This is a genomic window from Pseudomonas sp. LBUM1643 (assembly GCF_059716215.1).
Genome location: NZ_CP166813.1, coordinates 2,910,616 through 2,932,665, shown reverse-complemented (window position 1 = coordinate 2,932,665; position 22,050 = coordinate 2,910,616). Strand labels below are relative to the sequence as shown.

The window sequence follows — 22,050 nt, the reverse complement described above, 5'->3', positions numbered from 1 at the left end:
TGTGAGCGAGTTATTTGTCGGCAGTAGAATCGACTCGGCTCATCTGCGCGCGCTCATAGCGCGGATACAGATGGCTGACGCTGCGGATCAGCTCGTAGCGGCTCAGATTGATGCCCGCGAAACGCTCGGGAATGGGGCTGCGGATCATCTCGGACATGTCGCTGCCCTGGGCGGCGCCGTCGCGCAGGAGTTGATCGAGCCAGGACAGGTAATCGCGCATCTGCCCGAAGGGTTTTGCATCCGTGGCCACCGGCCCATGACCGGGCACCACCAGCGTCCAGGGCAACGCCTGCAGGGTCGCGATGTCTGCCAGCCACACCGCCAGCCCAGGAGAGTTTGGCGTGGTCAGCGCCCGTTGATAAAACACCAGATCACCGGCAAACAGCACCCCGGTTTGCTGGTCGAGAATAGCCAGATCCGCGCCCGTGTGCCCACCCAGGCTCAGCACGCGTAAATCGTGATTCCCAAAACTTTTCACGCCCGGCTCCAGCGTCCGGGTCGGTAACACCACTTCGGTGCCGCGCATCCAGTCGCCCACGAGTCGATACATGTTCTCGGCCATCGCATCGCCCTGCTGACGCAGCAACCCGGTAGTGCCCGCCAACGCGGCAATCGGCACATCACTGAAGGCCTGATTGCCCAGCACATGGTCAGGGTGATGGTGGGTCAGCCACACTTCGATCACCGGTTTGTCGGTGGTCGCGGCAATGACCTTGCGCATGGCTTCGCCGTAGCGCTTGGAGGGCCCGGTGTCGATCACTACCACGCCACGTTCGGTGACAATGAACGCGGTGTTGACGATGTTGCCGCCATTGGCCTTGGCGAAATTGTCGGTGCTGCCTTCCAGCAACCAGGTGTCCGGGGCGATGAGCCTGGGTTTGAGCGAATACTCAAGATCGGCCAATGCCGGCCAGCTCAAACCGATGAACAACAACAGCATCCAGCGCATCGCGCGCTCCTTGGGTCAGGGTATGGCCGCATCGAACTCATTGCCGCTGTTGTCACGCAGCAACAGGCGCGTCTGCCCTGCCCCTTCGATGTCGAAGGTCAGGTTGGGGTTTTCGCTGACGGCGGGAAACAGCTCGAGACGGGCCAGCACCTGGTCGTTCTGGTCCCTTAACTCGGCGTGATTGATAAAGAATTCCGGGATGCCGCTGACCATGCCGTTGTCCATCGGATGCGCCACCTGCACGCGCACGCGACTGAATTCGCCACGGGGATAACGACCTCCAAGCACTTCGCCGATGTGCTCCTCCCAACCCGGCTGCGTGCGCACCACACTCGGTGCGGTACAGCCGCCGCCCGCCGCATCGATCAGGGTCGAACCGACATGCCACAGGCCATCCCGGGTCAGCACCGCCGCGCGCAAAGGCGTGGCCTGTTCAATGCGGATACGGATCGACAGCCAGGGCAGCACGCCGGTCACAGGCTGGAAATCGACGATTTTCGGCAAGGGATTGAGTTCGGCCCAGGCGAGGATTTTCACCACGTCGCCCTTGAAAGCCCGGGCGTCGATTTCCAGCGGGACTTGCCGCGCGTCCTCGGCGAACGGTGGCGCCAGCAGCTTGACCCGGTCATCGAACACGAATGGCGCATCGCCCAGCATCTGCTTGTGATAGAACGCCCACATCACGGACGGTACCGGGTCTTTGCCGGGGTCGATGTCCGCCGCGTGTGCCGCGATCGGCAGCCAGACGGCTAACAGGCAACTCGCTCGCCAGTTCACTGTTGATACATCTCGGGTACGTCGTAGCGCAGGCCGTAACGGGAATACAGGGAGTTGACCGAGCCGTCGCGAATCAGGCCTTCCAGCGCCTCTTCCACGGCATACGCCAGCTGCCGGTTGCTTTCGTGCACCGCCATGCCGATCTCCCAGCGTTGCTTGCCCATGTTCGGGTAGGCGTTTTGCGCCAACGCCACCTGCGGATCGGCAGCTTCGTGGACCTGCCAGTCAATCTCGCCACGCATCGCCATCACCGCATCGACTTCGCCTGCCTTCATCGCCGCAAAAGCCTGGGGCACACCGGGATAGTGGCGGGTTTTAGCGGCGAGCATGCCGTTGAACACCGAGGTCAGGTAGAACGACGGTACGCTGTCGACTTCGACGCCGATGGGATGCTGTTCAAACACGGCAACGCTGCCGACTTTGTCCAGTCGACGATGGTCATAAGCGACTTGCCATTGTTCGGCCTGGTAAGGCCCGAACATCACCACGTGAGCGTTTTCCAGCTCACCCAGATCATTGCGTTTGCGGGCGTAATCCTGATCGTAAGGCACGCGCATCATCATGTCGGCCAATTGCAGGTCGTGCAGCTGACTGGCGCGCCAGATGTAATCGCGCAGGTCGTCGTCAAGCTTCTCCCCCGCCGGTGCCCAGATCAGTGTCAGGTGCACGCCAAGTGCTTTGGCGAGCGCCTCGGCAAGTTCGACGTCCACGCCTCGCGGCTGGCCGGCGTCTTCGAAACTGTAGGGGGCGAAGTCCTTGTAGACGGCGACTTTCAGCTCCCCGGCGGCGATCATTTCGTCATAGGTTCGCACTTGCGCCTGCGCCGTCTGGCAGCACAGCAACAGTGCACTGATCAATACCGCGAGCAGGCGCATGGATTACTCCTCGACGTGGACCGTGTCCAGGTAAGTGCGCACTGCCCACAAGGCTTCCTGGCTCAGGTAATCAGCCATTTTCGGCATGTACACCCGCCCGTCACGCACCGCGCCGTGGCGCACGCGCTCGACGAACCACTCATCCCCGGCGTCACCGACGTCAAGCATGCGCAAATCCGGAGCGATGCCGCCCGACTTGGCTTCCAGGCCATGGCAAGCCGCGCAGTTCTGGTTGTAGGCTGAAGAGCCGATTTCCACGGCCTTATCGTGCTGCGGGGAGCTGCGGTACGGGTTCACCGCCGCCCAGCCATCGGCATCGACCTGGACGCCGGCATCCTTGACCGGGGTGAGGCCCTGGGTTTCCACCGCTTGCGGTACGACGTTGCCGTGCGCCCAGACGGAGCCTGCGCTGATCACGCCAGCCATCAAGCCGGCAATAAGCAAGGCGTTGTGTTTTGTTGTCATTGTTATGCCCTCAGGATTGCACGCAAAACCTCTTGGCAGAGGCTATGGCAACCATCTTAGGAAGCGCATTGCGCCAGCCCCATGCTGCTTTGGTGGCCGCTTTCTAGTCCCTTGGTAGTAAGGCCTGTGGCGCACACCCAAATCAGGTGCCACCTGGGAAGTTTTCCCGGCAACAGCGGGACTTTTTCCGTATCCGGCAACACGCCGGGAGCACCACCCTGTGCAGGCCAAAACCTCCACTGGGAACTGCAACCATGACAATAAGATCGCTACCCGCCCTTTCCCCTTTGACCCTTGCCGTGCAAGCCTTTTTGCTGGTGAGCAGCCTGTCGCTGAGCGCTGCCAGTCATGCCGCCACTGCCCCGGCCACCCCGACCCAAAACGTGACGTGGGAAGACATTGCCAACGATCACCTGACCACCAAAGACGTGCTGCAATACGGCATGGGTACCAACGCCCAGCGCTGGAGTCCGCTGGCCCAGGTCAATGACAAGAACGTGTTCAAGCTCACGCCGGCCTGGTCCTATTCGTTCGGCGATGAAAAACAGCGTGGCCAGGAATCCCAGGCCATCGTCAGCGACGGCGTGGTGTATGTCACCGGTTCGTATTCCCGGGTGTTCGCCCTCGACGCGAAGACCGGCAAGCGCCTGTGGACTTACAACCATCGCCTGCCGGACAACATTCGTCCGTGCTGCGATGTGGTCAACCGCGGTGCAGCCATCTACGGCGACAAGATCTACTTCGGCACCCTCGATGCACGGCTGATCGCGCTGGACAAGAACACCGGCAAAGTCGTCTGGAACAAGAAATTCGGCGACCACGCGGCGGGCTACACCATGACCGGCGCCCCGGTGCTGATCAAAGACAAAACCAGTGGCAAGGTGCTGTTGATCCACGGCAGTTCCGGTGATGAGTTCGGCGTCGTCGGCCAGCTGTTTGCCCGCGACCCGGACACCGGCGAAGAAGTCTGGATGCGGCCTTTCGTCGAGGGTCACATGGGCCGTCTGAACGGCAAGGACAGCACCACCACCGGCGACGTCAAGGCGCCGTCGTGGCCGAACGACCCGACCACCGAAACCGGCAAGGTCGAAGCCTGGAGCCACGGTGGCGGCGCACCTTGGCAGAGCGCGAGTTTCGATCCGGAAACCAACACCATCATTGTCGGTGCCGGCAACCCCGGCCCGTGGAACACTTGGGCGCGCACGTCCAAGGATGGCAATCCCCACGACTACGACAGCCTCTACACCTCTGGCCAGGTCGGCGTCGATCCGAGTACCGGCGAGGTGAAATGGTTCTACCAGCACACCCCGAACGATGCCTGGGACTTCTCCGGCAACAACGAGCTGGTGCTGTTCGACTACAAGGACAAGGACGGAAAAACGGTCAAAGCCACCGGTCACGCGGACCGCAACGGTTTCTTCTACGTGGTCGACCGCAACAACGGCAAATTGCAGAACGCCTTCCCCTTCGTGGACAACATCACCTGGGCCAGCCACATCGACCTGAAGACAGGCAGGCCGGTAGAGAACGAAGGCCAGCGTCCGGCCAAGCCGTTGCCGGGCGAAACCAAGGGTAAATCCGTGGAGGTGTCGCCACCGTTCCTCGGCGGCAAGAACTGGAACCCGATGGCGTACAGCCAGGACACCGGGCTGTTCTACATTCCGGGCAACCAGTGGAAGGAGGAGTACTGGACCGAAGAGGTCAATTACAAGAAAGGCTCGGCCTACCTGGGCATGGGTTTCCGCATCAAGCGCATGTACGACGATCACGTCGGCACCCTGCGCGCCATGAACCCCACCACCGGCAAGGTGGTGTGGGAGCACAAGGAGGCGTTGCCATTGTGGGCCGGCGTGCTGGCGACCAAGGGCAACCTGGTGTTCACCGGGACCGGCGACGGTTTCTTCAAGGCCTTCGATGCGAAAACCGGCGAGGAATTGTGGAAGTTCCAGACCGGCAGCGGCATCGTCTCGCCACCGATCACCTGGGAACAGGATGGCGAGCAGTACGTCGGCGTGACCGTGGGCTACGGCGGCGCGGTGCCGTTGTGGGGTGGCGACATGGCCGAGCTGACGAAACCGGTGGCTCAGGGCGGATCGTTCTGGGTGTTCAAGATCCCGAGCTGGGATAGCAAAGTGGCGAAGAAGTAAGCCGTTTGCCCCCTGTGCTCGCAGGGGGCTTGCCTGTGTTCAGCACTTCTGTGGCGAGGGAGCTTGCTCCCGCTCGGCTGCGCAGCAGTCGCGACCCAGGCGACTCGATACAACTGAAGAATGCAGGGGGCTGCTTCGCAACCCAGCGGGAGCAAGCTCCCTCGCCACAAAAGCTCACTTGCCCAATTAAGCCCACCTGCCACAAAAGCTCACTTGCCCAATTAAGCCCACTTGCCACGAAAGCTCACTTGCCAATGGAGCTCACCTGCCAAAGAAATTTCAATTGCAGCATTGGCTTTGTGTCTCCCATGCCCTTCCGACTTCAAGGACCTGACATGAAATACCTGCCCCTGCTTTTATTGCTGGCGACTCTTCCGGTAGTTGCCGACGACGGCGACGGCGCGCCGCTCATCATCAACGGTTGCACCATCACCGATCATAGCCAGTGCCCCGGCGTCGATCTCAAGGGCGCGAACCTGCGTAATCAGGACCTGCGCAACATGAACCTCAGCGGCGCGGACTTGCGTGGGGCCGATCTGCGCCATGCTCGACTCGACCTCGCCAACCTGGAAAAAGCCCAGCTGCAAGGCGCCAACCTGACGCGGGCCAGCCTGCAACAGAGCAATCTGCGGCTGGCGGATTTCACCGGCGCCACCTTGATGGCGATTCAGGGCTGGGGAATGTTCGCCCAAGGCGCGCAGTTCCAGGACGCCAACCTCAGCGCTGCCTACCTGCAATTCGCCCGCCTCTCCGGCGCCAAACTGCACAACGCCAACCTGCGCGCCGCTGACCTGGAGATGACTTGGTTGAGCAAGGCCGACCTCAAGAGCGCCAACCTGAGCGATGCCAATCTGCAGGAGGCCAAGTTTGGTGAAAGCAATCTGGAGCAGGCCAACCTGACCGGTTCGCGTCAGCATTACGCGAATTTCCAGGATGCCAACATGGAGGGCTGCACCGGTTGCCCGACGACTTGGGATAAGTGAGCCATCTCATCCCTGCAACAAATCCCTGTAGCAGCTGCCGAGCCTGCGAGGCTGCGTTCGAGTGCGGAGCGCTCGCAAAAATGGACGGCGAATGCTGCGCATTCGAACGCAGCCTCGCAGGCTCGACAGCTGCTACAGAGTGACCATTGCGCGATAGAATCGCACAGGGCTCAACCCGCCTTTCTCACCACCCCCATATCAATCCCCAAATGCACCAGCTCCGCGTGGGAGCTGACCTGCAATTTGCTCTTCAGCAAGGTCAGGTGATTGGAGACGGTCTTGCCGCTGATGCTCAGTTGTTCAGCAATCATCCGTGCCGGAGTGCCTTTGGCGAGCATCACGAAAATCTCCAGCTCGCGCTGGGTCATGCTCTGCAAGCGCGGGTCGCTGGCGTCCTGTTGCGGGTGACACGCGAGTTGAGTGGCCAAGGGCTGTTCGATGTATGCGTGGCCGGCCAGGATGCGCCGCACCGCCTCGATCAACACATCGGGGGCCGAGCTTTTCGTCAGGTAGCCCGACGCCCCCGCGTCCAGCGCCTGGCGCACTAACGGCAGTTCATCGTGCATGCTGAAAAACAGCACCCGCAGTTGCGGCAGACGCTGGCGCAAACGTCGGGTGGTTTCAAGTCCGCTGATGCCCGGCAAGCCGAAATCCATGATCACCAGGTTCGGCACGGCTTCCTGCACGCGGATCAATGCGTCTTCCCCCGTCGCCGCTTCACGCACGTCCATGGCGGGCAGCAAGGCCCGCAACAGACTGGCGTAGCCCTGACGGACCACCGCATGGTCATCGACCAGCAAAATATTCATGACACCTCCAACGGCATGTTCAAAGCCAACGCCCAACCAGCGCCGGGACGACTGAAAATCCGCAACTCACCCCCCAGGCTGCGGGCGCGCTCCAACATCGAGTACAAGCCGACACCGGGCTGCGGCGGCTGCTGTGCTCCTCGCCCGTTATCCCGAACGAGCAAGCGCAGACGCCCGCCACGATGTTGCAGGCGAATCCGCACCTGACTGGCGTCGGCGTGGCGTGCGATGTTGGTCAGGGCTTCCTGGAGCAGGCGATAGAGGTGGGTTTTGTCCGATGTGGTGAGCGCTGGCAACTGCAGTCCGACCCGCAACTGGCACTCGATGCCCTGGCGCATCTGCCATTGTTCCACCAGCAAACCAAAGGCCTCGGCCAACGACAAATGCTGCAGCATCACCGGGTACAGGTCATGCACCAGCGCACGAAATCCCTGTTGCAGGTGTTCGCAGTTGTGTTCCAGATCCCGCACGGTTCGCTCCACCGTTGCCGGCTGATCCGCCACCAGTCGCAGCAAACAGGCCTGGGCGCGAATACCCGCCAGGTACTGGCCCAGGTCATCGTGCAGGGTTTGCGCCAGATGCGTGCGCTCCTGCTCCTGCACCGCGAGCAGGGTCCGGGTCAAATGAGCGTTATCGGCACGGGCGTGTTCCAGCGACTGGGTCATGTGGTTGAAATGGCTTGCCAGTTGCCGCGCTTCCGGCACGCCTTCAGCACGCAATCGCACGTTGAGCTGGCCGCCCGAGACCTGCTGCAACGCACGCAGCAGCTCCTCGAGCAGCCCCATTCCCCGGCGTACGGCCCAGCGAATGGTCAACAGGCTCAGCAACAACGCCAGCCCGCACAACGCCAGCAATTGCTGCAGGGAATCCCAGACTTCATCGATTTCATCACGCGGATCCACGGCAATCTGCACCCGTCGACCGTCCATCAAATCCAGCACCCGCGCACTGTGCCGGGCGTCAGCGAAGAGTAAGCGCCCAAGCCAGCCATCAATCCCGTTCTGCTCTGGCAACCGTGCCGTTTCGCCCGACGCCAGCCAGCGCACCCGCACATGACGCAAGCTGCGCGTCAGCCTGGGCTGCAGGCTGGCAGGATCGCGCTCGGCGGTTTCACTCAGGTACTCGACCACTGCTTCGGCGGATTGCAACTCGCGCTCCACATCGGCCAGAGCCTGATGCACCAACAGGCCCATACAAGCCAGCGTGACCAAGGCGAAAAATCCGCACACCCACAGGTTGATCCGCCACAGGGCCGACATCCCTAGCGCCCCTGTAACGAGGGCATGATTGCCAACGGTACGGGACGCGGCCCGTGAAGTTTGTCGACGCCAATAAGGCTCAGGATCAACAGGAACGGCAGGAGCAACGCTTTGAAAATACGCATGGTCGATCTCCTTCAGAGTAATGGCCGCTGCTGTCCATCCTTCTTTCCATCCTAAGTCTGCGCCCCCCGGGGCGAGTTACTACCTTGGTACTGCCTGACTGGTACTTTCTGCATATTTCCTATCACCCACCGGGTTCCTATGCTGGCGCTACCCGGAATGGAGTGTCCTATGCGCCAGCTTGCCCCCTACGCCCTGTTCTACCTGCTGGCGATCGCTTGTGCCGCCGGGCTGGCGACCCAAAGCCAGGCCGCCGATGCGCCGTTGCAGGTGCAGGTCGGCTACCTGGGTTACCGCTCGGACCCTGGCCCATTGCTGTCGAACGTCATTCCCGAGCCCGCCGATGCGGGACTGCGCGGTGCCGAACTGGCGATCACCGACAGCAATAGCACCGGACGTTTTCTCAATCAGAAGTACAGCCTGCTCAGCGCCAGCGTCGACAATCCGCAAGCCCTGATCGACGCTGCCAAGGTTCAGCACGAACAGGGTGTCAGGCTGTTCGTGGTGAATGCCCCGGCCGACACCCTGCGCCAACTCAGTGCCGCCCTGCCCGACAGCTTGCTGTTCAACGCCGGTAGCGCCGATGACACGCTGCGCACTACCGATTGCCTGCCAAACGTGCTGCACAGCCTGCCGAGCCGGGCGATGCTGGCCGATGCGCTGGCGCAATTTCTGGTGGTGCGCAAATTGCAGCGGGCGCTGCTGATCGTCGGCCCGACCGCCGATGATCAAGCCTACGCCGCCGCCCTGCGTCGCGCGGCCAAGCGCTTCGGCCTGAAACTGGTGGCGGAGAAAGCCTGGAGTTTCGATAACGATCAACGTCGCAGCGCCCAGGCCGACATGCCGCTGTTCACCCAGACCGCCGAGTACGACGTGGTGCTGGTGGCCGATGAACGCGGTGACTTTGGCGAGTACGTGCCCTACCAGACGTGGTATCCGCGCCCCGTCGCCGGCACCCAGGGTTTGACCCCGGTGGGCTGGCACAAGACCGTGGAAACCTACGGTGCCGCGCAACTACAGAAACGCTTTGAAGCCCTGGCCGGACGCTGGATGAATGACCGCGATTTTGCCGCCTGGATCGCCGTACGCAGCATCGCCAGCGCAGTGAGCAAGCTGCGTCAGGCCGATCCGATGGCGATCCGTACTTTGGAAATCAGCGATCAACTACCGCTGGACGGTTTCAAGGGTCGCAAGCTCAGTTATCGCCCGTGGAACGGCCAATTGCGTCAACCGATTCCGATCGTGCAACCCCGGGCACTGGTCAGCACGTCGCCCCAGGACGGTTTCCTGCACCCCTTCAACGAAATGGACAGCCTCGGCTACGACAAGCCCGAGGTCAGCTGCCGCTTTCCCTGATTCAAACCTCCAAAAACAATAAGGAATCCGCCATGCGCCGCACCCTGCTTTCATGCGCCCTGTTGCTCGCCGCCGGGCACGCCGCGGCCAGCACCGCCTGGGTCTCCAACGAGAAGGACAACAGCCTGAGCCTGATCGACATGCAGACCCTGCAAGTCACCGACACCCTGCCCGTCGGACAGCGCCCCCGGGGCCTGTTGCTGTCCCACGACAGCAAACTGCTGTACATCTGCGCCAGCGACTCGGACCGGGTTCAGGTGATGGACGTTGCCACGCGCAAGATCATCAAGGAGCTGCCTTCCGGCAAAGACCCCGAGCAATTCGCCCTGCACCCCAACAATCGCTGGCTGTACGTCTCCAACGAAGACGATGCGTTGGTGACCGTGATCGACACTGAAACCTCCAAGGTGCTGAGTCAGATCAACGTCGGTGTCGAGCCCGAAGGCATGGCGGTCAGTCCGGACGGCAAGTGGGCCGTCAACACCAGCGAAACCACAAACATGCTGCACTGGATCGACACCAGTACCCAGACGCTAGCGGACAGCACCCTGGTGGACCAACGTCCGCGTTTCGTCGAGTTCGCGCCGGACGGCTCACAGTTGTGGGCCTCGGCAGAGATCGGTGGCACGGTCACGGTGCTGGATGTCGCGACTCGCCAGATCCTCAAGACCCTGACCTTTCAGATCAAGGGTGTGCACCCGGACAAGGTGCAACCGGTGGGTATCAAGCTGAGCGCCGACGGCAAATACGGTTTTGTCGCCCTCGGCCCGGCCAATCATGTGGCGGTCATCGACGCCAAGACCTTCGAGATTCTTGATTACCTGCTGGTGGGCAAACGCGTCTGGCAGATGGCGTTCACCCCGGATCAGAAGCAATTGCTGGCTAACAATGGCGTCAGCGGCGATGTGTCTGTGATTGATGTCGACAGCCTCAAGGTGACCAAATCGGTCAAGGTCGGGCGCTATCCGTGGGGCGTGGTGGTCACGCCATGAACGCGCTCGAGGTCAACGAGCTGAGCTTTGCCTACGGTGCTCGGGAAGCGCTGCGCCAGGTGAGTTTCAGCCTGGCGCCGGGGCGTTTCGCGGCACTGCTGGGGCCGAATGGCGCGGGCAAATCGACGCTGATCGCCTTGCTCACGCGGCTTTACGATCTGCAGCGAGGCGAGATTCTGGTGGGCGGTTGTTCACTGCGCAACGCGCCGCGCCCGGCGCTCAAACAGCTGGGCGTGGTGTTCCAGCAAAGCACCCTGGACCTGGACCTCAGCGTCGAACAGAACCTGCGCTATCACGCCGCGCTGCATGGCCTGTCACGGCGCCAGACCGGTCTGCGGGTGGACGCTGAACTGGCGCGACAGGCATTGACCGAGCGTCGGCGCGAACGGGTGCGCGAACTCAATGGCGGCCATCGCCGCCGGGTGGAAATCGCCCGCGCCCTGCTGCATGAGCCGCGCCTGTTGCTGCTCGACGAAGCCAGTGTCGGCCTCGACCCGGCCAGCCGCCTTGCACTCAATCAACACATCCGCAGCCTTTGTTGCGAGCAACGCATCAGCGTGCTCTGGACCACGCACCTGCTCGACGAAGTGCAGCCCAGCGATGACTTGCTGATCCTTCATCAAGGGCGATTGGTCGCCAGCGGCCAGGCCGATGCCTTGAGCCTGGAACATGGCGGCGATCTCGGTTCAGCCTTCGCGCGCCTCACCATGCCATCACCTTCAGGAGCCGCCGTCCGATGAATGCTTACTGGCAGTGTTTCAGCGGCATCGTGCTGCGTGAGTGGTTGCGCTTCGTGCTGCAACGCACGCGGTTCCTCAGTGCACTGGTGCGACCGTTGCTGTGGTTGCTGGTGTTCGCGGCCGGTTTTCGCGCGGCGCTGGGGATCGCGATCATCGAGCCCTACGACACCTACATTCCCTACGAGGTGTACATCATCCCGGGGCTTGCTTGCATGATTCTGCTGTTCAACGGCATGCAGGGTTCGCTGTCGATGGTCTATGACCGGGAAATGGGCAGCATGCGCGTGCTGCTGACCAGCCCCCTGCCCCGGACGTTTCTGCTCTGCAGCAAACTGCTGGCGACGTCGCTGATTTCGCTGATGCAGGTGTATGCCTTCCTGGCCATCGCCTGGGTGTATGGCGTGCAACCGCCGCCGATGGGCTTGTTGATTGCCTTGCCGGCGCTGTTGCTGGTGGCCTTGATGCTGAGTGCGCTGGGGCTGTTGCTGTCGAACGCCATCCGCCAGCTGGAGAACTTTGCCGGGGTAATGAATTTTGTGATCTTCCCGCTGTTTTTCCTGTCGTCGGCGTTGTATCCGCTGTGGAAAATGCGTGACTCCAGCGAGTGGTTGTACTGGTTGTGTGCGTTGAATCCCTTTACCCATGCGGTGGAGCTGGTGCGGTTTGCGCTGTATGAACGGTTCAATCCGCTGGCCTTGGGCGTGTGTGCAGGTTTGACCCTGGTATTCGCCCTGCTCGCGGTCCTCACCTTCAACCCGCAGCACGCGGCCCTGCGCAAAGCCACCTGACCCTGTAATTCAATCTTTCGATATCCGCAAATCACTGTAGGAGCTGTCGAGTGAAACGAGGCTGCGATCTTTTGATCTTGCCGTCAAAAAACAACGTCAAAAGATCGCAGCCTCGTTTCACTCGACAGCTCCTACAGGGAGGGAGAGAGTTGGGCCATTTACTACTTTAGTACCGGTTTACCTGTCTATCGTCGCATTCCCAACGCACCGCATCTGGCATGTAATAGGTTCATAACTATAAGGATTGAACCCCATGCTGCGTGCCCGACGTTGCCTTCTGCGTCCCACTCTTGCCGCGCTGTCCCTGAGCCTGCTGCTGGGCGTTGCACATGCCGAAACCGCGCTGTTCTCCTCCGACGGTTATCGCATCGCGCTTTATCGCAGTCCGACACCGAATCAACTGGATGGCGCCGCCATCATTGACACCACGGCCCTGCAAGCTTTGCTCAAGCAAACCCCTCGCCCGGTATTGATCGACGTCTACCGCCGCCAATGGCTGCAAGGGCGATTTATCGAAGATCAGCCCCACGAAAATGTACCCGGTAGCCACTGGCTGGCGAACACCGGCGACGGCGACTTGAGCGCCGAGTGGGCGGGCTATTTCGCGCGTCACCTGACGGCACTGACCGCGGGAGATCTGGCGCAACCGCTGGTCTTCTATTGCCGCTCCGATTGCTGGCTGAGCTGGAACGCGGTAAAACGCGCCGCCGCAATGGGCTATAAGACACTGTATTGGTACCGCGACGGCCTGGATGCCTGGCAAGCGGCGAACCTGCCCGTGATGGCCGCCCAGCCCGAACCCTTTCCCTGAACTTTACGCTTGCGTGTTGTTGCCACACCATAATGAAAATAATGAGGTGAAAGGCCATGTACAAAATTCTGATTGCCGATGATCACCCGCTGTTTCGCGAAGCCATTCATAACGTCATCAGCGACGGATTTCCCGGCAGCGAAGTGATGGAAACTGCCGATCTGGACAGCGCCCTGCTGCTGACCCAGGACCATGATGACCTGGACCTGATCCTGCTCGACCTGAACATGCCCGGCATGCACGGCCTCAACGGCCTGATCAACCTGCGCAACGAGGCTCCGACCATTCCGGTGGTGATCGTCTCGGCCGAGCAGGACAAACAGATCGTGCTGCAAGCCATCACCTATGGCGCCGTGGGGTTCATCACCAAATCCTCGCCGCGGGTGCAGATGACCGAAGCCATCCAGCAAATCCTCAATGGCAACGTCTACCTGCCGCCGGACATCATCCGCACGCAGAAAAGCGGCACGCACCGCCGGATGAACGACAACCCGAGCTTTGCGCCGGAACTGCTGCAGGCGTTGACCCGCAAGCAATTGCTGGTGCTTGAACGCATGACCAAGGGCGAATCGAACAAACAGATCGCCTACACCCTGGAAATCGCCGAAACCACGGTCAAGGCCCACGTCTCGGCGATCTTGCGCAAACTCAATGTGCACAACCGGGTGCAGGCGATTCTGAGTGCCGGGGATATTGATTTCGGGTCTTATCTGCGACGTTGAGCGCGCCCTCCAGCCCCGATACCAACCCTGTGGCGAGGGGATTTAGCGAAACGTCGCACCGCCCCGTTGGGTTGCGAAGCGACCCCAGGATTTTCTGCCAGCGCTACGCACTGGAACGGGGATAAATCCCCTCGCCACAGGTCGCCAGCTGCAACAGGTTGTGATTGGCCTGGGTTATCGGTTTTGGCCGAGCAAGTAACTCTTCGCCCTCTCCCCACATTGATCGGCATTGAACGCAGAGTTTGTGCACGACCAAGACCCCATGTGGGAGCTAGCCTGCTAGCGATGACGCCGGCCAAAGCACTGCAGAACTCAAGGCCTGCCGAGCAAATGACTCATTGCCGTCTTCAGCTTCATCGGCCTGACCGGTTTGTGCATCAGCGTATGGCCCAGTTCACGGATTTGCAGTTTCAGCTCGTTGCTGTAGTTGGCGGTGATCATCATCGCCGGTATTGCGCTGGCCCGTCGGGCATTGATTCGGGCCACGGCGTCGACGCCGTTCTGGTCGTCATCAAGGTGATAGTCGGCAATCAACAAATCCGCCTGGTCATGATAGTTGTCCACCTGGCGTGCCAGGTCCTGTTCCGACAACGCCGTCACCACCACACAGCCCCAGCCTTCCAGCAAGGTGCGCATGCCGGCGCAAATGGCGGCATCGTTATCCAGCACCCACACTCGCGCCCCGCGCAGGCGCTCCAGCATCGGCTCACTCATCAACAGACTGGGCAGCGCCTTTGGCGCGGTGGCGCTCAGCGGCACCTCAACGGAAAACATCGAGCCCCTGCCCGGCCACGAACGCACGTGAATGCGATGCCCGAGAATCCCGGCAATTTTTTCCACGATCGCCAGGCCCAAACCCAGGCCACGATCCTGATCCGGCCGTTGCACGTCTCCACGCTTGAACTCCTGGAAAATCTCTTCCAGCCGATTTTCCGCAATGCCCATCCCGCTGTCCCACACCTCGATCGACAAGCGCTGGTGATGACGTCGGCAGCCCAGCACCACTCGCCCGCTGTAGGTGTAGCGAATGGCGTTGCTCAGCAGGTTGCGCAAGATCCTGGCAAGCAACTGGATGTCACTGCGCACCAGCGCCGAGCAGCCAATGAAATGCAGTTCCAGCCCCTCGCTGAGCGCGACCTGTGTGTATTCGGCGGCCAGGTTTTCCAGGAGCTCGCTGAGGGCGAACGGCGCAATGTCGGCTTTGATCACCCCGGCATCCAGCTTTGAAATGTCCACCAGTGTGCCCAGCAGGTTTTCCACGTCCTCAAGCGAGTTGCTGACGTTGCGCACCAGGATTTCGTTGGCCATCGGCTCCCGGCGCTCCAGCAATGCACTGGTAAACAGCCGCGCCGCGTTCAGCGGTTGCAGCAGGTCATGGCTGACAGCAGCGAGAAACTTGGTCTTCGACAGGTTGGCTTGTTCGGCTTCCAGCTTCGCTTCGCGCAAACGCGACTCGACCCGCCGACGTTCGTCTATTTCCCGCAGCAGCTGGTCGTTGAGGGTGGTCAGTTCCGCCGTGCGTTCCCGCACCCGAAGTTCGAGATTCTGATATGCCTGGTGCAATGCCTCGGCGGTGCGGCGGCGCTCGGTGATGTCACGGATCAACACGAAAATCCCCACCACCTCTCCGGTGGCCAGGCGATTGGGTACATAGGAGCGCAGCATGTAGCGCTCCTGATTGTTGATGTTGGTTTCGGCAAATTCGAACGTCACGCTTTCACCCGCCAGCGCCCTGGCGACGTAGGCTTCCAGGCGTTGGTAATGCTGCTCGCTGTGCACTTCGCGCAGGCTCTGGCCGAGCATCACGCCCCGTGGCCAGCAGTACCATTGTTCGTAGACTTTATTGGTGAATTCATAGACCAGATCGGCATTCAGGTAGGCGATCAATGCCGGTACGTGGTCGGTGATCAGGCGAATCCAGCGCTCGCTTTCGCTCAGCGCTTCGGCGTGCTGATAGCGCTCGGTGATGTCGGTGAAGGTGTTGACGAAGCCCCCTGTGGGCAATGGATGGGTGCGAATTTCCAGCACGCGGCCATCGTAAAGGCGTTGCTCGCACTCCTGCACCGGTCGGCCGTTGATGTCGCGACTGGCCGGCGTCAGCAGGTTCAATTCGCTGTCGGCGATCACCTCGGCAAATGGACGATGGGCGGCCACCGGCGCGAGACCGCTGAGTTCAAGAAACCGCCGGTTCCACAGTTCCAGCACGCCCTCGGCGTTGACCATGGCCACGCCTTGAGACAGGTTGTCGACCGCCCGTTGCAGCAAGTGGGATTTCTGCGCCACGGCTTGTTCGCGGCGCATCGTTTCGCTGAGTTTGACGTCGGTAATGTCGGTGAAGAGGATCACCCGTCCACCCTCCTGGGTCGGCCGTTCACTGACTTGAAGCCAGCGCCCGTCTTGCAGGCGATAGAGCAGGTTTTCGTCGGCATGGCCGCGAGGCTCTTCGGTAAACAAACCGGTGGCACTCATCAAGCGTTTGACTTCGGCCAGGCGCATGCCGGCGTTGATGCGCACCCGGCTGTTGCCCCAGAACGCCTTGAAGCGGCTGTTGAACAAGACAATTCGCTGATCGGCATCGAACAACACAAACGCATCGGAAATGCTTTCGATGGCGTCGATCAAATGTTGATGGGCAGTCTCCGCTCGCAGGCGCGCGTCGCTGAGCAGGTGATTGCCGGACTTGAGTTCGGCCATGGCCTGGTTCAACGCGTCGGTGCGCTCGCGCACCTGTTCGGCAAGCACCACCGAATGCTGGAACGCCGCGTAGGGGTCATTGCCGCGCGTGGCGCCCGATTCGATACGCTCGATCAGCGCACTGTTGATGCGCTGCAGTTTGTGATTTTCACGGCGCAGGCTGGCGAGTTGGGCCTGGAGCTCAACGGTGGCCAGGGGATCGGCCCCGGGCAATGGCAACGCCGGTGAAGGTCTGGTTGATGTGCATGCCATTGAACTGTTCTCCGTAGGTGTTGAAACCCATCACCCGCTGGTCGCGCAAAAACGCGCCGACTTGCTCCAGACTGCCGCTGTTTTCCAGCTCCATGCGCCGTAGAAAGCAATCGCAGCCGAGGGTCAGTAGCAGATCACCCAGTCGCTCGTGCAAGCCTTCGAACAGGTTTTGCAGGTTGGGCAGCATCGGCCCCGGCGCCATGACGGTGAGAACGATGCCGTTTTCCACCGCGCAGTAAAAACTCAGGCTCAGGTCCGAATGCACCTGCTGGATCGCCCGAACGTAGTACTGATCGTTGATCCGCACCGCCAGCGGGTGCGCCGCGAACACTCGATGATCCAGTTCAGCCACAGGGACACCGATGTGCCGTGCGTACTCCTCGGCGGCGGGTTCGGCATTGAGCTCGAAGACCCGACGGGACGCACTGTCGGCCCCTGTCACCACGAGTTTTTCGGCGCGGGGCAAAATGTGGTGGGTGGTGAACACTTCAAAGTCCAGCCAGGTGTTGACCAGCACCACCACCGCCGCACCGCTGTGAAATTCGCCCCCGAAGTAGACGTGGGTGTGGGTCAGGTAGTTGTCGTCACCGGCTGAGCCGCCGAAGTGCGGGATGTCGCCCAACGCTGCACTCAGGGCGCCAAGGACCATTTCTTCACGGCTGGACAAGCCGTCGAGCAAGGTCAGGGCGAAGCTGTTGCCCTTGATCGGCGCCAGGGTGTTGCTGCGACAGCCACTCACCAGCCGTTCGACCATCTGCTGAGCGTCGATCAGGCTGAAGCGCTCCATCTCGTCGATCAGTTCGGCGTCGATGGAAAAGTGCCGGTGATCGAAACCCACCGCCGTGACGCAATTGCGCCCGTAACCCAGCGGCGTGATTTCCCCGGCACTGGTGCAGCCCACCAGGCGAATGCCGCCGAAGCTTTGTTGCAATGCCTGCCCCAGCGCCTGGAGGTCGTACTCGGCGGAACAGAAAAACAGCACGAAGCCCAAATGCGGGTGCAACAGCTGTCGCGCCAGCTCCTGGGCAACTTGCTGCGCATCGGTGGCCTGGGACATCGCACTGACCACACCTTCATTCCCGACCTGCTGCATTGTCGCCTCCCGCAGGTGCGCGTGTATGAGGTTCGAGTGTACGAAGGCCCGGGAGCGCGACCTATGCTACTTGGGTAGCGGGTAGGCACTTCGATGGGATGAGAGCAAGCACCTCCGCACCCCGTCGCACCGTCGCATCGTCCCTGTAGCAGCTGCCGAGCCTGCGAGGCTGCGTCCGGCTGCGCAGCAGTCGTAAACCCTGCGCGCGAGGGTTATCTGACACACCGCATTGGACTGGTTTTACGACTGCTTCGCAGCCGGACGCAGCCTCGCAGGCTCGGCAGCTGCTACAGGGGCCTGTGTTGTTTGGGCGTTACCTGGTCAGCACCGCCCCCACGGCGAAGGTATCGGTGTCTTCATTCTGCGCATCGGTGTCGTGGCCGTTGATTTCGAACTGGTTGTACTCGGCGACCAGTTTGAGGTTGTCGTTGACGTCATGGAACAGCGCGACACCGCGGGTTTCGTAGTCTGCGCCGCTGCCGACCGCGCCGTTGCCGTCGTCCTTGGTCTTGCCGTAGGACAAGGCGAGGCGATTCTTGCCCAGCTTGTACGAGCCCTGAAGCAAATAGCCGTCGCTGTCGATGTTGCGCAACGTCGGTTCGCCGGCGTTGTTGGTGTAGAACGGGTTGATGCCCTTCGCCTGAAAGCCCGAACCGGTGAGGGACAAACCGCCCATCTTCGCCTGCACGCCGTAACCGACACCTTTGGAGGTCACGGATTCAACGCTGGAATCGGTATTGTCCGAGGTCTGGTAGCTGCCGTTGACCCAGCTATAAATCTTCGCCCCGGCGAGGTCGAACTGATAGGTGATCTCGCTCTCGGTGCGCGGGTTTTCCTGGTAGGCCTTGCCGGTCGGGCTGCTGTCGTTGGTGTCGACCGGGTCCATGATCCCCACCGCCACCCGCAAGCCGTCCATCACCGGCGTGCGGTAGGTGATCTGTGAGGTGGGAAACGGGTACGGATAACCGGTGCCGATGTTGCCGAACGACACGCCGCCGCCATCCACCAGGCCCAGCGTATCGCTGACCTGGCCATAACCGGCGAGCAGTTCATCCAGCAGGATGTTGGAGCGCGCAAACAGACCGAAGTCCTTGCCGATCAGCACTTCGCCCCACTCGGGGTTGGCCACCGTGCCGTAGAACTGCCGCACATCGATGGCGGTGTCGGTGCCGTTGGTCTCGCTGTCGTTGATGGTCACCCAGAATGAAGCGCGCGCACCGAGCTTCAAGTCATCGATCTGCTTGCCCATGTTGAAGCCCAGGTAGTTGGGCAGGAACCCCATCTTCACGCGCGACTGTCGACGGTCGTATTGGTCGCCGGCGCGGTCCACGTCACTGTTCACGTAGAAGGCGTTGATGTAGCCGTCCGTGGAAAAGGTCGTCTGGTCCTTGTCGTACAGCATGATCTCGGCCTCGGCCATCGGGGCCAAACCCAGGGTCGACAGGCTGGCAATCAAGGCAGGCAAGTAACGATGCTTGAAATTCTTATTGTTGTGCATGACGCGCTCCGCAACGTGGACTGGATGTCGGAGGCGATTATCGAAAGCTGACCGGCGGCGTCATACGCTGCCTTGGAGGCGGTTATGAAGTGCTTTGGGTTGGCCGGTGCGGCGCGGCATGTTCGGCGTAAGACCGGGCCGCGACAGGGCCCGGGACCATGGGTGTAAGACTGTCAGACGCTCGCCCGGTACAACATGCAGGCCGCTATCAGGACACACAGACTGGCGAAACCGATCTGCAAGCCACGGGCCGGGACTCGCGCGCAGAGGCGTCGACCGATGATCATGCCGACAATGCTGGCGACAATGAATGCGCCGCCGCTGGCGTCGATCCGGACGCCGGCGTGGAACGCGCCAATGACCCCGATGACCGAGATCAGGCTGATCACCATCAAGGAGGTCGCGACGATTGCGCGCATCTGCACGTCGGTCAATTGCTTGAACGCCGGGACTATCAGAAACCCGCCCCCGACGCCGAGCAGCCCGGAGACGACGCCAGTCACCGCACCCAGCGCCGCCAGGGTCGCGGTGCATTTGGCGGTCCAGGAAAACCGCCCGGTCTGCTGGTCGAGCATGCAGTTTTTCTGTCCCCAGTTGGCGTGGCCGTGGTCGCTCGGTCCTTCTTCGTGACGCTCGCGGCGCAGCATGCGCCAGGCGACCATGATCATCAGCAGGCTGAACAGGATCATCAGGATCTTTTCCGGCAACTGATGGGCGAAGAAGATGCCGAGTGGCGAAAACAGTGCGCCCAGCAATGCAATCAACAGCGCCGCGCGATAGCGCACCAGTCCATGACGCAGACCGTCGATGGCGCCCACCGCCGCTGCGCTGCCCACGGCGAACAACGCAACGGGGGCGGCTTGCGTCATCGTCAGGCCCATGCCCAGCACGAGCGCGGGCACCGCAAGAATCCCGCCTCCGGCCCCGGTCAATCCAAGTACCAGCCCCATCACCACACCAAAAAAACTTGCCAGCAACATAAAAACCCGAGATCCATGAAAAGCCGGGAACGCCCGGTATCGATTGGTTTACAGGATAGAGCCCCCACGGCTTTTTTCCTTCACTGAATTGACCAGGGCTGGTCAAGCCGGTGCAAATGACTCTACGCTCAACAGGTGTCCCACGAAGAACCGGCCATCATGCCTGCCCAGATTGAAGCTTTTCTAGACCCCGCCTCATCGACCTACAGCTACGTGATTTACGAACACGATGGCAGTGCCTGCGCCATCGTCGACCCCGTGCTTGATTATGACGCGGCGGCAGGTCGGACCCGTACCGTGCAGGCCGACCGGATCGTGGCTTTCGTGCGCGAGCATCAGCTGCAGGTGCAGTGGTTGCTGGAGACCCATGCTCACGCCGATCACCTGTCTGCCGCGTTCTATTTGCGTCGGGAACTGGGCGGCAAGATCGCGATTGGTCAGACAATCAGAAAGGTTCAGGATGTGTTCAAGGGCCTGTTCAATCTGGAGCCGGAATTTCGCGTCGATGGTTCGCAGTTCGACCATCTGTTTGCGGCGGACGAATCGTTCATGATCGGCAATCTCAAGGCCAAGGCCCTGCATGTACCCGGGCATACCCCAGCGGACATGGCCTACCTGGTCGACAGCACGATGATTCTGGTGGGCGACACGCTGTTCATGCCGGATGTCGGCACTGCCCGCTGCGACTTTCCCGGTGGCGATGCCCACCAGATGTTTACCTCGATCCACAAACTGCTGGCATTCCCGGCCAGCGTCAGCCTGTACGTGTGCCACGACTACCCGCCCGAGGATCGCGAGCCCCAGTGCATGACCACGGTCGGCGAGCAGCGCAAAAGCAATATCCATGTGCGTGACGGTATCGATGAAGCCGCGTTTGTTGCCATGCGCAATCAGCGCGATGCGGGTTTGGGCATGCCGAACCTGTTGTTGCCGGCGATTCAGGTGAATGTGCGGGCAGGGAATCTGCCGCCGGCGGAAAGTAATGGCGTGACGTACTTGAAGATTCCGATCAACAAGCTTTGAGATCATTAGATCGCAGGTTCGACAGGGGGCGAGTACCTCCGTGAAGCCACGATTGCACGCGACCCTGTAGGAGCTGTCGAGTGAAACGAGGCTGCGATCTTTTGATCTTGTTTTTAAAAGCAAATCAAAAGATCGCAGCCTCGTTTCACTCGACAGCTCCTACAGGGGTTAGGTCAGGCCACAGGAGTTTCAACTGGTCAGGGTCAAGCCGTTGGCCGGCAATGGCAGCGCCGTTTTATAGCGCACCTGCTTGAGCGCAAAGCTCGAGCGGATGTTCGCCACCCCAGGCACCTTGGTCAAAAAATCCATCATGAAGCGTTCCAGCGACTGAATGGTCGGTACCAGCACCCGAATCAAATAGTCCGGATCGCCCGCCATCAAGTAACACTCCATCACCTCCGGGCGATCCGAAATCGCCTCTTCGAAATGCTGCAGTGCCTCTTCCACCTGTTTCTCCAGGCTGACGTGGATGAACACGTTGACGTGCAGCCCCAGCAACTCGGCATCCAGCAACGTCACTTGCTCGCGAATGAGCCCCAATTCCTCCATGGCCTTGACCCGATTGAAGCACGGCGTCGGGGACAGGTTGACCGAGCGGGCAAGGTCGGCGTTGGTGATGCGTGCATTCTCCTGAAGGCTGTTGAGAATGCCGATATCGGTACGGTCCAGTTTGCGCATGAGACAAAAACACCTGTTTTTTATGTTTATGCAGAT

General features: G+C 61.1%; 21 protein-coding genes. 9 read left to right on the top strand and 12 right to left on the bottom strand.

Features of this window, described 5'->3' with window-relative positions:
- Nucleotides 1-10 precede the first annotated feature (10 nt).
- The 4 genes from ACA063_RS13285 to pedF are packed head-to-tail and all read right to left on the bottom strand — an operon-like array spanning nucleotide 11 to nucleotide 3,066.
- Entirely contained in the window at nucleotides 11-949 is a 939-nt protein-coding gene (locus tag ACA063_RS13285; protein ID WP_497666238.1) for a quinoprotein relay system zinc metallohydrolase 1, read from the bottom strand.
- 15 nt (nucleotides 950-964) lie between these two features.
- Nucleotides 965-1,726: a quinoprotein dehydrogenase-associated SoxYZ-like carrier gene (locus ACA063_RS13280; protein ID WP_162440231.1), complete on the bottom strand. Its 762-nt coding sequence runs from the start codon at nucleotides 1,724-1,726 to the stop codon at nucleotides 965-967.
- Entirely contained in the window at nucleotides 1,723-2,601 is an 879-nt protein-coding gene (locus tag ACA063_RS13275; protein WP_497666237.1) for a substrate-binding periplasmic protein, read from the bottom strand. The genes ACA063_RS13280 and ACA063_RS13275 overlap by 4 nt, the downstream gene beginning before the upstream one ends.
- 3 nt (nucleotides 2,602-2,604) lie before the next feature.
- Nucleotides 2,605-3,066, bottom strand: a complete 462-nt coding sequence (pedF, locus tag ACA063_RS13270) for a cytochrome c-550 PedF (protein ID WP_497666236.1) — start codon at nucleotides 3,064-3,066, stop codon at nucleotides 2,605-2,607.
- A gap of 254 nt (nucleotides 3,067-3,320) precedes the next feature.
- On the opposite strand from pedF, the gene exaA reads away from it, so the two are divergent.
- Complete coding sequence (exaA, locus tag ACA063_RS13265) at nucleotides 3,321-5,213, top strand: quinoprotein ethanol dehydrogenase (RefSeq protein ID WP_497666235.1); 1,893 nt, start codon at nucleotides 3,321-3,323, stop codon at nucleotides 5,211-5,213.
- A 335-nt stretch (nucleotides 5,214-5,548) separates the two neighbouring features.
- Nucleotides 5,549-6,196, top strand: a complete 648-nt coding sequence (locus ACA063_RS13260; RefSeq protein WP_497666234.1) for a pentapeptide repeat-containing protein — start codon at nucleotides 5,549-5,551, stop codon at nucleotides 6,194-6,196.
- 170 nt (nucleotides 6,197-6,366) lie between these two features.
- Here the strand turns inward: ACA063_RS13260 and ACA063_RS13255 are convergent, their stop codons facing one another.
- Genes ACA063_RS13255 through ACA063_RS13245 form a run of 3 tightly spaced genes read right to left on the bottom strand, consistent with a single transcriptional unit; the run spans nucleotide 6,367 to nucleotide 8,389 of the window.
- Nucleotides 6,367-7,005: a response regulator gene (locus ACA063_RS13255; protein ID WP_497666233.1), complete on the bottom strand. Its 639-nt coding sequence runs from the start codon at nucleotides 7,003-7,005 to the stop codon at nucleotides 6,367-6,369.
- Nucleotides 7,002-8,264 (bottom strand): HAMP domain-containing sensor histidine kinase, encoded by a 1,263-nt coding sequence (locus ACA063_RS13250; protein ID WP_497666232.1) that lies wholly within the window; start codon nucleotides 8,262-8,264, stop codon nucleotides 7,002-7,004. The genes ACA063_RS13255 and ACA063_RS13250 overlap by 4 nt, the downstream gene beginning before the upstream one ends.
- A 2-nt stretch (nucleotides 8,265-8,266) precedes the next feature.
- On the bottom strand, nucleotides 8,267-8,389 hold the full coding sequence (locus tag ACA063_RS13245) for a hypothetical protein (protein WP_497666231.1): 123 nt from the start codon (nucleotides 8,387-8,389) through the stop codon (nucleotides 8,267-8,269).
- Between the two features lie 169 nt (nucleotides 8,390-8,558).
- Between ACA063_RS13245 and ACA063_RS13240 the strand changes: the two genes are divergently transcribed.
- The 6 genes from ACA063_RS13240 to ACA063_RS13215 all read left to right on the top strand — a co-directional run bounded on the left by ACA063_RS13240 (nucleotide 8,559) and on the right by ACA063_RS13215 (nucleotide 13,796).
- A complete protein-coding gene (locus ACA063_RS13240) occupies nucleotides 8,559-9,743 on the top strand; it encodes an ABC transporter substrate-binding protein (protein WP_497666230.1) in 1,185 nt (394 codons plus the stop codon).
- A 32-nt stretch (nucleotides 9,744-9,775) separates the two neighbouring features.
- Nucleotides 9,776-10,735 carry a YVTN family beta-propeller repeat protein gene (locus ACA063_RS13235; RefSeq protein ID WP_497666229.1) on the top strand — a complete coding sequence of 320 codons (960 nt, stop codon included), beginning with the start codon at nucleotides 9,776-9,778 and terminating at the stop codon, nucleotides 10,733-10,735.
- Nucleotides 10,732-11,475 carry an ABC transporter ATP-binding protein gene (locus ACA063_RS13230; protein ID WP_497666228.1) on the top strand — a complete coding sequence of 248 codons (744 nt, stop codon included), beginning with the start codon at nucleotides 10,732-10,734 and terminating at the stop codon, nucleotides 11,473-11,475. The genes ACA063_RS13235 and ACA063_RS13230 overlap by 4 nt, the downstream gene beginning before the upstream one ends.
- Complete coding sequence (locus tag ACA063_RS13225; protein ID WP_497666227.1) at nucleotides 11,472-12,263, top strand: ABC transporter permease; 792 nt, start codon at nucleotides 11,472-11,474, stop codon at nucleotides 12,261-12,263. Before ACA063_RS13230 ends, ACA063_RS13225 begins: the two co-directional genes overlap by 4 nt.
- 253 nt (nucleotides 12,264-12,516) lie before the next feature.
- The gene (locus tag ACA063_RS13220) at nucleotides 12,517-13,074 is read left to right on the top strand and encodes a PQQ-dependent catabolism-associated CXXCW motif protein (RefSeq protein ID WP_162439986.1); all 558 of its coding nucleotides are present in this window, start codon (nucleotides 12,517-12,519) and stop codon (nucleotides 13,072-13,074) included.
- Between the two features lie 56 nt (nucleotides 13,075-13,130).
- Nucleotides 13,131-13,796, top strand: a complete 666-nt coding sequence (locus tag ACA063_RS13215) for a response regulator (RefSeq protein ID WP_162439985.1) — start codon at nucleotides 13,131-13,133, stop codon at nucleotides 13,794-13,796.
- Nucleotides 13,797-14,108: 312 nt separating this feature from the next.
- On the opposite strand, the gene nahK is transcribed toward ACA063_RS13215, so the two are convergent.
- From nahK to ACA063_RS13195, 4 genes are all read right to left on the bottom strand, one after another.
- Nucleotides 14,109-16,703, bottom strand: coding sequence for a hybrid sensor histidine kinase/response regulator NahK/ErcS' (nahK, locus tag ACA063_RS13210; protein ID WP_497666520.1), 2,595 nt, complete (start codon nucleotides 16,701-16,703; stop codon nucleotides 14,109-14,111).
- Nucleotides 16,672-17,835: a nitric oxide-sensing protein NosP gene (nosP, locus tag ACA063_RS13205; protein ID WP_497666226.1), complete on the bottom strand. Its 1,164-nt coding sequence runs from the start codon at nucleotides 17,833-17,835 to the stop codon at nucleotides 16,672-16,674. The genes nahK and nosP overlap by 32 nt, the downstream gene beginning before the upstream one ends.
- Before the next feature lie 313 nt (nucleotides 17,836-18,148).
- Nucleotides 18,149-19,333 (bottom strand): porin, encoded by a 1,185-nt coding sequence (locus tag ACA063_RS13200; protein WP_497666225.1) that lies wholly within the window; start codon nucleotides 19,331-19,333, stop codon nucleotides 18,149-18,151.
- A gap of 173 nt (nucleotides 19,334-19,506) precedes the next feature.
- A complete protein-coding gene (locus ACA063_RS13195) occupies nucleotides 19,507-20,313 on the bottom strand; it encodes a sulfite exporter TauE/SafE family protein (RefSeq protein WP_497666224.1) in 807 nt (268 codons plus the stop codon).
- Between the two features lie 159 nt (nucleotides 20,314-20,472).
- On the opposite strand from ACA063_RS13195, the gene ACA063_RS13190 reads away from it, so the two are divergent.
- Complete coding sequence (locus ACA063_RS13190) at nucleotides 20,473-21,336, top strand: MBL fold metallo-hydrolase (RefSeq protein WP_497666223.1); 864 nt, start codon at nucleotides 20,473-20,475, stop codon at nucleotides 21,334-21,336.
- Between the two features lie 189 nt (nucleotides 21,337-21,525).
- On the opposite strand, the gene bkdR is transcribed toward ACA063_RS13190, so the two are convergent.
- Nucleotides 21,526-22,014 carry a Bkd operon transcriptional regulator BkdR gene (gene bkdR / locus ACA063_RS13185; protein WP_162439980.1) on the bottom strand — a complete coding sequence of 163 codons (489 nt, stop codon included), beginning with the start codon at nucleotides 22,012-22,014 and terminating at the stop codon, nucleotides 21,526-21,528.
- Nucleotides 22,015-22,050 lie beyond the last annotated feature (36 nt).